Origin of the sequence: Haladaptatus sp. AB643 (genome assembly GCF_024136975.1) — an archaeon.
Lineage (GTDB): Archaea > Halobacteriota > Halobacteria > Halobacteriales > Haladaptataceae > Haladaptatus.
Genome location: NZ_JAMYJW010000001.1, coordinates 224,581 through 236,484, shown reverse-complemented (window position 1 = coordinate 236,484; position 11,904 = coordinate 224,581). Strand labels below are relative to the sequence as shown.

8 protein-coding genes are annotated in these 11,904 nt (G+C 59.7%); 5 read left to right on the top strand and 3 right to left on the bottom strand.

Going from position 1 to position 11,904, the window contains the following annotated elements; all coding sequences use genetic code 11:
* Together NKF25_RS01190 and NKF25_RS01185 are read right to left on the bottom strand one after the other, a co-directional pair.
* On the bottom strand, positions 1-1,023 hold the full coding sequence (locus NKF25_RS01190; protein ID WP_253224915.1) for an ABC transporter permease: 1,023 nt from the start codon (positions 1,021-1,023) through the stop codon (positions 1-3).
* 201 nt (positions 1,024-1,224) lie between these two features.
* Complete coding sequence (locus NKF25_RS01185; RefSeq protein WP_253224914.1) at positions 1,225-3,105, bottom strand: ABC transporter substrate-binding protein; 1,881 nt, start codon at positions 3,103-3,105, stop codon at positions 1,225-1,227.
* A gap of 319 nt (positions 3,106-3,424) precedes the next feature.
* On the opposite strand from NKF25_RS01185, the gene NKF25_RS01180 reads away from it, so the two are divergent.
* From NKF25_RS01180 to NKF25_RS01170, 3 genes are all read left to right on the top strand, one after another.
* Positions 3,425-3,598: a hypothetical protein gene (locus tag NKF25_RS01180; protein ID WP_253224913.1), complete on the top strand. Its 174-nt coding sequence runs from the start codon at positions 3,425-3,427 to the stop codon at positions 3,596-3,598.
* A 197-nt stretch (positions 3,599-3,795) separates the two neighbouring features.
* On the top strand, positions 3,796-4,215 hold the full coding sequence (locus NKF25_RS01175) for a PPC domain-containing DNA-binding protein (protein ID WP_253224912.1): 420 nt from the start codon (positions 3,796-3,798) through the stop codon (positions 4,213-4,215).
* A 1-nt stretch (position 4,216) separates the two neighbouring features.
* Positions 4,217-8,305 (top strand): DNA-directed DNA polymerase II large subunit, encoded by a 4,089-nt coding sequence (locus NKF25_RS01170; protein WP_253224911.1) that lies wholly within the window; start codon positions 4,217-4,219, stop codon positions 8,303-8,305.
* A gap of 376 nt (positions 8,306-8,681) precedes the next feature.
* On the opposite strand, the gene NKF25_RS01165 is transcribed toward NKF25_RS01170, so the two are convergent.
* Positions 8,682-9,782 (bottom strand): DUF373 family protein, encoded by a 1,101-nt coding sequence (locus NKF25_RS01165; RefSeq protein WP_253224910.1) that lies wholly within the window; start codon positions 9,780-9,782, stop codon positions 8,682-8,684.
* 199 nt (positions 9,783-9,981) lie between these two features.
* On the opposite strand from NKF25_RS01165, the gene NKF25_RS01160 reads away from it, so the two are divergent.
* Positions 9,982-10,848: an alpha/beta hydrolase gene (locus NKF25_RS01160; RefSeq protein ID WP_253224909.1), complete on the top strand. Its 867-nt coding sequence runs from the start codon at positions 9,982-9,984 to the stop codon at positions 10,846-10,848.
* A gap of 54 nt (positions 10,849-10,902) precedes the next feature.
* Positions 10,903-11,898, top strand: a complete 996-nt coding sequence (locus NKF25_RS01155) for a radical SAM protein (protein WP_253224908.1) — start codon at positions 10,903-10,905, stop codon at positions 11,896-11,898.
* The last annotated feature ends 6 nt before the right edge of the window (positions 11,899-11,904 follow it).

The following is an 11,904-nucleotide window of genomic DNA, read 5'->3' as shown; positions in this document are numbered from 1 at the left end:
TTATGCACCTCCGTCGTAACCGACACGGGGGTCGATGATCGTGTACAGGAAGTCCTGTAGGATGTTTATCAGTACGACGATGAGGATGAAGATGAACATCATCGAACCGACGAGTGGCAAGTCGCCCTGAATGACTGCTTGGAAGAACAGGCGGCCGATACCGCTGATGTTGAACACGGTTTCGACGATGACTGAACCACCGATGAGCAGGAACGCCTCGCCCGTGATGATGGGAACGAGCGGGATGAGGGCGTTTCGGAAGATGTGCTTCCAGACGAGCGAGCGCGGCGGAACACCTTTCGCACGCGCCGTTTCGATGAAGTTGGAGTTCGCCGTCTCCAGCACTGCCGTTCGACCGATACGCATCTCGTTCCCCATCGATGCGGAACCGAGAACGATAGCCGCCGGTGCGATCTTCTTGATGGCGGCTAGCAGGTTATGCGGATTGGTCAACTCGTGATAGTCGTGGAACGGAACGCCGGTAACGGTCGTATGAACGAGCCAGTTCTGCCAGTTGAACCCGAACAACACGTCTTGTGAATGGGAAAGGACTGCCATCAGGATCAGCGCGAGCCAGAAGTTCGGCATCGCACGCCATACGATACCACCGAACGAAGCGAAGTAGTCACTTCCCGAGTTCGGGTTGAGTCCGGCGTAGAATCCGAGGGGGATTCCCACGAAGACGGCGATGAGAACCGACCAGAATCCCAACCAGAGGGTCCGGGGGGCATACGATACGATGAGTCCGTAGGCGGTTTGATCCGGATGGAGAACCCACGAACGGCCCAAATGGAACGTTGCCATGTTGATCATGTAGTCGACGTACTGTTCCCATAACGGCTTGTTAAGGCCGAGTTGATTCGATATCTTGTTGTACGCTTGCGGATCTCCTGTCGGACCGAGAATCGCCCCGACGGGGTCGAGAGGTCCCATTCGGAGGACGACGAACGTGATCGTCGTTCCGAAGATGAGAATAGGGATGGACAGTATTAGACGGCGAGCGAAGTAGCGCCATCGACTCATTTTGTCCAGTCCACCTCCCAGTCAAACGTTATCTTGTCGTGCGGTAGGTTGCACCCAATGGTAACCGCGTTCATGGCTGATACGGATACGTATTTCGCGTTCCACTCATTATGTCTTGCGATAGTATTTCACGGAAAATCACTAGTAGTGCCGCGGCTATCTGGACGTTTGGGAGAAAAATAAACGCCGAAGTTTGGTTATTTATTTCCGGCTGCTGAGTTCGACGTTGTTGTACATCTGACGGCTGTAGCCAGCACCGCCGAACTTTGGCGCGTCGACCCACTCGTAGGAGAAGCGCTCGGACAGACCGTGGTACATCGGCAGGAAGGTGACGTCCTCCCAGTTGGCTTCCTCCATCTTGATGTACGCTTCGTCGCGAGTCTTCCCTTCTTTCTTCGTCGGACCGGTGTTGTCCTGCACCGTCTCCCACGCGTTGGTCGCTTTCTTCGCGGCAGGGGTACCCGACCAGTTGGTGTAGGACTGTGGCGAATCCTGGGACGTGTCCGTCAGTGGCGGGTAGAGCAGTCCGAGGAAGTTGTCCGGGGCTGGCCAGTCCATGACCCACCCGAGCGAGTAGCCTTCGAGCTTACCCTGTCGACCCTGCTGGAGCAGCGTGCTGAACGGCGTCTTCTTGATCTCCATGTTGATGTGCGCCGTTTGGAGCAAGTCACGGAGACGCTTACCCAGCGCGGGCCACGTGCTGGAGCTCTGGTAAACGGTGAAGGTGAAGCTGAACTTATTGCTCTGGCTGTAGCCAGCGTCCTTCATGATCTGCTTCGCCTTTTCGATATTGCGCTCGTTGTAGCCGTACGGGTACTTGTTCTTCGCGTGCTTCGTGTAGGCCTTCGCACCACCGGGGTAGATCATCGGCGGCGTGAAGTGATACGCGGCCTTCCCGCGGCCTTTGAAGATCTCGTCGACGATTTTCTCCTGATTAGTGATGTAGGCGATCGCCTGTCGGACAGGCTTCGGGACGTTGTCCGTGTTGAAGCCCATGTAGTAGGTGTTGATCGTGGAGACGCCGAGGTAGTCCATCGTACTGCCTTCGACGGGACCGTACTTCCCGACGGTTCGACCGAGGTCGTCTTCTTTCGTGTTTTTGACCTTGTTCGAATCGTATTTCGATGTCGGGATGATACCGCTGCCGTACCCCATGTCGGCGTTCTTGTTGACGATACCGTAGGTGTAACTCGTGTCCGGGTCGGACGTGATGTTCCAGTGGATACCGTCGACTTTCGCTTTGTCGCCGTAGTAATCGTCAAACTTGGAGACTGCGGCTTCGACGTCCGTCTGCCAGTGGTCGAACTCGAACGGACCGGCACCGATGGGTTTCTTCGTCGCAAACTTCGTCTGTTTCACCTTGCCATCGTAGCCGTCGATGTCGCCGATCATGCCTTCCGGAATCGCCGCGAAGGACGTGTAGGCGAGCATTTCGAGCGTGGCGTGGAACGGCTTTTCGAGCGTGATTTCGAGCGTGTAGTCGTCCGTCGCCTTGATCGCGAGGGAGTCCGCCTTTGCGACGGTCAGGCTGTGTTCCTCACCGTCCGAATCCTTGTACTTCTTCGTCGTCTCCTCGTGCTTGATGCCGATGGAGTCGAGCACGAAGTACTGTCGACGGGAGTTCTTCGATTCGGCGAGGCGACGCCAGGAGTAGATGAAGTCCTTCGCTTTGACTTCCTTGCCGTTGTGGAACTTCACACCCTCCTTGAGTTTGAACGTGTAGGTCTTCTGGTCGTCGGAGACCTCGTGCGAGTCAGCGATCAGATTTTCGACGGCAATCTCGCCGTTCGGATAGTTCGTCAGGCCGTCGAAGACCTGCTGAATGACCGTCCCGGACGCCGTGTCGGTCGCCTTGACCGGGTCGAGCGTGGTCATCGTGGAGTTGAGCAACTGGAGCGTGTTACCGTTCCCGTTGTTTCCTCCACCGTTGCTGGTGCCGTCACCGCCGCCGTTGTTGCTCGTATTGTCGCCGTTACCGTTGTCGTCACCGCCACCAGTACAGCCAGCGAGTGCGGCAGCGGATGCCGCACCCCCGGTTGCCTGTAGGAACCGCCGACGGGTTAGGTTGTCAGTATCTGTCATCCATCAACGGCTTGTGTATCATAGTGGATAAACTTACCGTTTGAGATTGCCACCATTACGGTGTTAAACGGCGGGTTTATTGCACAGTTCGCCAGATTCGGGATTATATTCAACCCGGATTCTTTCGCTATTTTTGTCATAGAACATATCATTGAGAAATGAAAGACGGCGGTGAAATCGGCCGAGTAACGTTCTATTATTTTCGTTACAAACGCTACCCCCACCCAGTCCAGTCATTTTTTCAGAAATTCATATCAGAAATAGTATTGAGTATCAGCGTTTCGGTGCGCTTATATTCCTTGGTACACACTCTCAAAGTATGACGCCGGATACGGCAGCAGTGTCGGTGTCGGTTGCAAACGACTCCGAGGTTATGGCCTCGGTGGACGATGACGGGAAGACGGAGCGGCTCGTCATCGCAGATGTATCCCGCGAGGATGCATGGATTTGCATGCGAGTAACGGACACTGCATCCCTCCCCGACTGGCAGTAGTTCCCCCAACAGTTTCGACCCTCAAACAGTCCTCTTTCCACGATCCCCGTTTTTGTGCCTACCGAACAGCTACAGGAAGTGGTAGGGATGCAGACAGGAAATGGGACCGTACGTCGGAAAGCTAACCGTACCGACGACCCGTAGGGCGAGGGGACGAGACTGAACCTTTTTTGTTCCCCACGCGGTTTCATGCAGACATGGACTATCGGGAGGTTGCCAGTGAACAGGAGTTCGTCGCCCGGCTCGGGCACGGTGCGGACTGGCGCGCCGAAATAGAATCGCTTGCCGACGACGAGGACGCCGACGCTGCGTGGTTCATCGCGATGGGCGCGGTGCAGGATGCGGACATCTGGTACTACGACCAGGACGAGAAAGAGTACCGGGAGGTTCAGTTCGACGAGCCGCTCGAAGTCGCGTCCTGTGTCGGCAACATCTCGCTACTCGACGGCGAGCGGTTCGCACACACGCACGCCGTCCTTTCACGACGTTCGGGACAGACGCTCGCCGGACACCTCGATTCCGCGACGGTGTTCGCCGGGGAACTGTACATGCGAACGTTCGAGGAACCGCTCGTTCGGGAACGCGACCAACCGACCGGATTGGACCTCTGGCTGTAGTATGCGGGACGAAGACCGACAGTACTTCGAACGGCTGGAATCGCGCCTCGACGAGGCGTTCGACGTGGCGGAGGCGGCCAAGGAACACAGCGGCGACCCGCAACCGGAAGTCGAGATTCCAGTCGCAAAGGACATGGCCGACCGTGTGGAGAACATCCTCGGCATCGAGAACGTCGCCGAACGCGTACGCGAACTCGAAGGACAGATGTCCCGCGAGGAGGCCGCCCTGGAACTGGCAAAGGACTTCGCGGACGGGAACGTCGGTGATTACGAGACCCGTGCCGGGAAGATCGAGGGTGCGGTTCGGACTGCCGTCGCGCTGTTGACCGAAGGTGTCGTCGCCGCGCCCATCGAGGGAATCGACCGAGTGGAACTCCTCGATAACGACGACGGCACGGAGTTCGTCAACGTCTACTACGCCGGGCCGATTCGCTCGGCAGGTGGGACCGCACAGGCGTTGTCGGTTCTCGTGGCGGATTACACGCGGGCACTCCTCGGGGTGGGAGAGTATCAGGCCCGCGACGACGAGATCGAACGCTACGCCGAGGAGATCAACCTCTACGATTCGGAGACTGGATTGCAGTACTCGCCGAAGGACAAGGAGTCGAAGTTCATCGCCAAACACATGCCCGTCATGCTGGACGGGGAGGCGACGGGCGACGAGGAGGTATCCGGATTCCGCGACTTGGACCGCGTCGATACCAACAGCGCCCGTGGTGGAATGTGTCTCGTCATGGCGGAAGGTATCGCGCTCAAAGCGCCGAAGATACAGCGCTACACCCGAAACCTGGACGAGATCGACTGGCCGTGGTTGCAGGACCTCATCGACGGTACCATCGGAAAGGACGACGGAGAAGAGGAGAAGGACGAGAGCGAGGGGGGAGAAGGCGAAGCGGACGACGAAAAAGCCGAAGAGGAAGGGGGAGAAGAAGCGGAAACCCACGAGTTGCATGGTCCGCCGCGCGTCGATGAAGCCACGAAGTTTCTCCGAGACCTCATCGCCGGACGGCCCGTCTTTACACACCCCTGCCGACCCGGTGGCTTCCGCCTCCGATACGGTCGGGCGCGGAACCACGGGTTCGCAACGGCGGGCGTGCAACCCGCGACGATGCACATCGTGGACGATTTCCTCGCGACGGGAACGCAGATAAAGACCGAACGGCCCGGAAAAGCGGGCGGCGTCATCCCCGTCGATACCATCGAAGGACCGACGGTCAAGTTGGCGAACGGCGACGTACGCCGAATCGACGACACCGAGGAAGCGCTCGAAGTTCGTAACGGCGTCGTGGAGATCATCGACCTCGGCGAGTATCTGGTCAACTACGGCGAATTCGTCGAGAACAACCACCCGCTCCCCCCCGCATCCTACGTCTTCGAGTGGTGGGTACAGGATTTCGAACACGCCGGTGCGAACGTGCAGGCGATGCGTGATAACCCCCGTATCGACCTCGAAGACCCATCCCCCGAGGAAGCGCTCGACTGGGCGACCGAATACGACGCACCGCTCCACCCGAAGTACACCCATCTCTGGCACGATATCTCGGTCGCCGAGTTCGAGACACTGGCGGAGACCGTCGAAGCGGGCGAAATACGGGACGGAACCCTCGTCATTTCGAACACCGAGACGATTCGAACGGCGCTCGAACATCTCCTCGTTCAGCACAGGCAGGGAGAGGACATCGAGATACCGGTGTGGAAACCGTTCGTTCGATCGCTGGGGATCAGTATTGATGACCTTACGCGTGCGTGGGACACACTAACACAGGAAGCTCGCGAGTGGGGCGAGGACGAACCGGGGGACAACGCTATCCAAGCGGTCAACGAAGTCGCCCCGTTCGAGGTCCGTGAACGCGCACCCACGCGCATCGGGAACCGGATGGGTCGGCCCGAGAAATCCGAGAAACGCGAGATGAGTCCCGCAGTCCACACGCTCTTCCCGCTCGGCGAGGCCGGCGGCGACCAGCGCGACGTGGCGAAAGCTGCGACTCATACGGAAGGGATGTCCGGAAAGCGCGGACGAATCGAAGTCCAAATCGGACAACGCGAGTGTGAGGACTGCGGCGAGGAGACGTTCAAATGCCAGTGTCCGGAGTGCGGCGGCAACACGTATCCGGTGTACAGATGCCCCGACTGCGAAACGAGGGTCGAACCCGACCAAGCGGGCCGGGCAGAGTGCCCGCGGTGTGAAGTCGAGGCGACCAGCGTCGAGTGGCAACCCATCGAGATGAACGACGAGTTCCGGAACGCGCTCGAATCGGTCGGCGAGCGCTCGAACGTCTTCGATACGCTCAAAGGCGTCAAGGGACTCACCTCGGCGCACAAAACGCCCGAATCCATCGAAAAGGGCGTTCTCCGGGCGAAACACGGCGTGAGCGCGTTCAAGGACGGCACGATCCGCTACGACATGACCGACCTGCCGGTCACGTCCGTCAGGCCGTCCGAACTGGACGTGGAAGCCGACCAACTCCACGCGCTCGGCTACGAGGAGGACATCCACGGCGAACCGCTCCAACACGACGACCAACTGGTCGAGTTGCGTGTACAGGACATCGTCCTCTCGGACGGCGCGGCCGTCCACCTGCTCAAGACCGCCGAGTTCGTGGACCAACTCCTCGAGGACTACTACGGACTCGAACCGTTCTACGAGATGGACGAACGCGAGGACTTGGTCGGCGAACTCGTCTTCGGGATGGCACCCCACACCTCCGCCGCCGTCGTCGGCCGCGTCATCGGCTTTACCAGCGCGGCGGTGGGGTACGCACATCCGTATTTCCACGCGGCGAAACGTCGCAACTGCTTCCATCCGGAAACCAAGGTCTGGTATCGAGATGAGGACGAGGAGTGGCGATACGACGAAATTCGACAGTTGGTCGAGAAGCGATTGGAAGAGCCGCGAACGGATGATTTCGGCACTCTCGTCCAAGAACTGGATTGTGAGGTGTTGGTGCCGTCGATAGACGAGGATGGGAACGTCGTTCGAAAGCCCATCGAAGCGGTTTCGAAACATCCAGCACCGAACCATCTAGTCGAAATCGAAACTCGAAGCGGACGGGAAATTACGGTGACTCCCGACCATTCGATGGTTCAGTGGAACGGGAACTATCTCGAAGAAATCGAAGCACGAGATTTGGAGGTCGGTACTTCAGTTCCTGGATTCCTCGGCGGTGTGAATTCCGGTTTCTCGGCAGGAAGGGCAAATACAGGAGCAGTGGCGGACGGGGGTTCCTTCGAACGTGACGAAGTAACGCGAGTCGAAATCGTCCAGTCGGAGGTTTCGAACACCTACTGCGTCACCGTCCGGGATACGCATAATCTCGTCGCAAACGGAATTGCGACGAAGCAGTGCGACGGCGACGAGGACTGCGTGATGTTGCTGATGGACGGTCTGCTCAACTTCTCGAAGGAGTTCCTGCCGGACAAGCGCGGTGGGCAGATGGACGCGCCGCTGGTGATGTCCTCGCGCATCGACCCCTCGGAGATCGACGACGAGGCGCACAACATGGACATCGTGGACCGGTATCCCCGCGAGTTCTACGAGGCGACGCTGGAGATGGTGGACCCGGAGGACGTGGACATCACCATCGCGGAGGAGTATCTGGGCACCGACCGCGAGTACACCGGTTTCCGGCACACACACGACACCTCGAACATCGCGCTCGGGCCGGACCTCTCGGCGTACAAGACGCTCGGGTCGATGATGGACAAAATGAATGCCCAGTTGGAACTGGCCCGAAAGACGCGTGCGGTCGATGAGACGGACGTGGCCGAGCGCGTCATCGAGGGGCACTTCCTGCCGGACCTCATCGGGAACCTTCGTGCGTTCTCGCGGCAGGAAACCCGGTGTCTCGACTGCGGCGTGAAGTATCGGCGAATGCCCCTCTCCGGCGACTGCCGGGAGTGCGGCGGCCGGGTGAACCTGACGGTGCACCAGGGCTCGGTGAACAAGTACATGGACACCGCGCTACAGGTCGCCGAGGAGTACGACTGCCGCGAGTACACCAAACAGCGGTTGCGGATCCTGGAGCGCTCGCTGGAGAGCGTGTTCGAGAACGACAAGAACAAGCAGTCCGGAATCGCGGACTTCATGTAGAAAACGGTAGTTGGTTGTTTCGGCACTTTTGTGGTTTTAGACGGTCACTCGTTACGAAGGAGTGCTAATTTTACTATAACCGCAAGTACCGAGCGGCAATGAAACCGCAACCGTACCGCCACCGCTTCTGCACCGCCACCGCTACCGCCCCGCACCACACGCCTCCCCAGCCGATTCCTTCGCTCCCTGCGGTCGTCGCCGGCGCTTTGCGCCGGCTTCCAGCGGGACCGTCGGTCCCGCCCGGCTCACTCATCCCTCGCACGAACTTTCCGAGACGGTTCGGCCGGACCACTGGCCGAACCGTCTCGTCAGCGCGCGCCACTTGGATGGACGAAATTGTAGAAACAGTCTGGACGCGGTTGCAGAAACCGAAATCCTAACTCGCTCGTGCCTGTCCTGACCTCGAATAGCGTGATTCGGCGATGGCGAAGATGAGGGTGCTCGTCAGGCCGAGCAGGGTTCCGGCGGTGAGCATCCCGGCGAGGAATTCGAGCGAGGCGCGGCTGAGGAAGTACGCGCTGACGGCGTAGAGAACGCCGCCGATCGCGAGGACGTAGAACGGCGCGTTGAGGTAGCGCCACTTGAAATCGTCGGCGAGGTATTCGTCGGTGATCTGACCCAGACTGGAGGTGATCCCGGCGGCCGAGAACCAGACGACTGCGCCGTAGATGAGCGCCGCGAGGACGCGAAGCGCGCCCAGGCTGTTACCGTCGTTTTGGTGTTGGATGGAATCGAGGGTGTTGACGCCGCTGACGCCACCGATGACGAGCAGTGCGGCGGCGACGACGTAGGTGATGAGCGTCACGCGACCGGAGTAGAGGCTCGCCCGGGTTTTCTCCGCGAAGCGGTCGACCAAGCGTTCGAGGCCCAGACCACGGAAGAGGATGTAGAGTCCGAGAAGGGCGGACGTCCCGCCGAACACGGCCCCGCCGGGCATGCCGAGTCGGTCGGCCGCGAGCGCGAGGGGATAGATGAGCATCAGGATGCCGAGCGGGACCAAAATCGTCCCGCGGGTTTCGGGGTCGTCCAGCACCTGCTTGATGGTGTAGTACATCGACTCCAAGTCCTGTGCCTGCCGGACGACGACGCGACGGACGCCGTCCACGGGAATACGCGAACGGATGACCGGGATGACGCTCTCGTCCTGTGCTCCGTCGGTGACGATGACGGTCGTGATCTCCTCGCTGGTGTTGATGCTCGCCAACACGGTGTCCACTTCCTCGCCGACTTCCCGGTTGGCGCTGATATCGCTCCCCTCGTTGCCGGTGACGATAGCGACTTCGACGCTCTCGTCGGATTGGATTCGGTCGTAGAGATGGACGCCCTCGAACATGACGTTCACGTCGCTGTCCTCGGGGTCTGCGGTGGCGAGCGCGACGGCGGCGGCCTCGACCTCGTCCCGACCGACGACCGGCGTATTAAAGCCCGTCTTCCGGCCGAGATCGTCGTCGAGGTCCACACACAACACCAGCAGCATTGGCGATGTGTACGCGGCCGACGGTTAACTGTTTTCGGGAATGGCAAGAAAACGACGATCGAAGTCTCAAAATCGACGGAAATCGAAGTGACAGAAACAGTTCGAGAGCGTCCGAAAACGGTGTAAACAGTCGTTCGCTCGTTGGACGACCGACATTATCTCGTGTATAATTAACCCCCCTGGAAGGAGTGTTCGAGCAATGAGCGAAACGCCGACACGGCGTCGTCTCCTCCGAGCGGTCGGAGTCGCAGCGACGGCGACACTCGCTGGCTGTTCGTCCGGCGGTAAGAAGGAATCGACGAGTACCGGGACGCCCGACGGGAAACGAACGACGAAGGCGGGAGCCGGAACGGGAACGACGGAGACGGGATCCGGAACGGAGACGAGTACGAGCTCTGCGACGGACGAGGAAACGACGTCGGAAACCACCACTCAAGAAACGGGCGAGGAAACGACGACCGGAACGGCGCCGCCGGAGGGCGGTGGCGACGTTCAGTTCACCACCCAAAGCGGAGCGACGGTTCACGGGACGTTGGTGGGCGATGGTAGCTGTGGCATCGTGTTCGCACACGACAACGGCTTCGACAGGAAGGACTGGCTCCCGGAGGCGAAGGAACTGGCGAACAAGGGCTACACGTGCCTGCCAATCGGTCTGAACTTGGACGACACCAGCACGGCACCGGGGTACGTCCTCGCCGCAAGTCGGTACCTCCGCAAACGGGTCGGCGTGAAAAACGTCGTCCTCGTCGGTGCCGGTGCCGGTGCGGATGCGGTCGTTCGGGCGAACGCACGGGCAAAGTCGGGGACGATTGCCGGGACGCTCGCACTCGCTCCCGGGAGCGGTGTGGATTCCGCGGGCGAAATGCAGGGCTGGAAGCTGTTCGTCGTGGCCAAGGGTGACGACCGACAGTACGTGCAGACGACGAAGAAGATGCAGAAGGCCGCGTCGAATCCGAAACGCTACCAAACGGTCAATGGGAGCGCACACGGTCAGCACGTCTTCGAGGAGAACGAAAACGCGATGATGTCGATGGTGAACAGCCTGCTCATGACTGTCTGTGGCTGAGAGTAGTGTAATTCGCACGCTTTTTGAGGCTCGACGGGCAAAACGGTACAACGAATGATTTCCAAGGGCTGTGAACAGTGTGCCAAAGGTGGCAAGATGGTTCTCTTCGTCTACGGTTACTGCGACCAGCGCGACTGTTTTTACTGCCCCCTCGGTGAAAACCGGAAGAACGTCACCGACGTGTACGCCAACGAGCGACTCGTCGAGGACGACGAGGACGTGATTACGGAGGCAAAGCGCATGAACGCGCTCGGCACGTCCATCACTGGTGGCGAACCACAGGAGGCGATGAACAAGACCTGTCGGTACCTCTCGCTGTTGAAGGACGAGTTCGGCGAGGACCACCACACGCACCTCTATACCGGAATCACGGGTGGGCGGGAAAACATGCGTCGACTGTCGGAGGCCGGGTTGGACGAGATTCGATTCCACCCGCCGTACGAACAGTGGGGAGAACTGCACGGAACCGAATGGGAGGACATCCTCTACATCGCCCGTGAGGAGGGGCTCACCCCTGCGTTCGAGATTCCGGGAATCCGCGCCGAGGAGGAGTTCCTCGACTTCCTCGACGAGGGCGCGGCGGAGTTCTGCAACGTCAACGAGTTCGAGATGTCCCAAGGCAACTACCGCAGAATGCAGGCCGAAGGCTTCGAACTCCAGGAGGGCCACATGTCCGCCGTCGATGGCTCCAAGGAGCAAATCCTCGACGTGATGGGTGATCACCCGCGAACGTACTTTTGCACCTCGGTGTTCAAGGACGCCGCTCAGCACCGCAACCGCCTCAAGCGGATGGCCCGCCAGATTCGCCGCGAGTTCGACGACGTGACCGACGACGGCACGCTGATTTACGGGAAGACGTGGGTGGACGAGGGAGACTTCGCAGCACTCGGCGTCCCCGAGGAGTTCTACACCGTCAAATCCGAGCACATCGAAGTCGCGTGGTGGTTGCTCGAAGAGATGATCGAGGAAGGCGACGTGGAGAAGGGCGAAATCGTGGAGCAGTATCCGACGTACGACGGCCAAGTCGTGGAACGGACGCCGTTGGCCTGAGTTTCC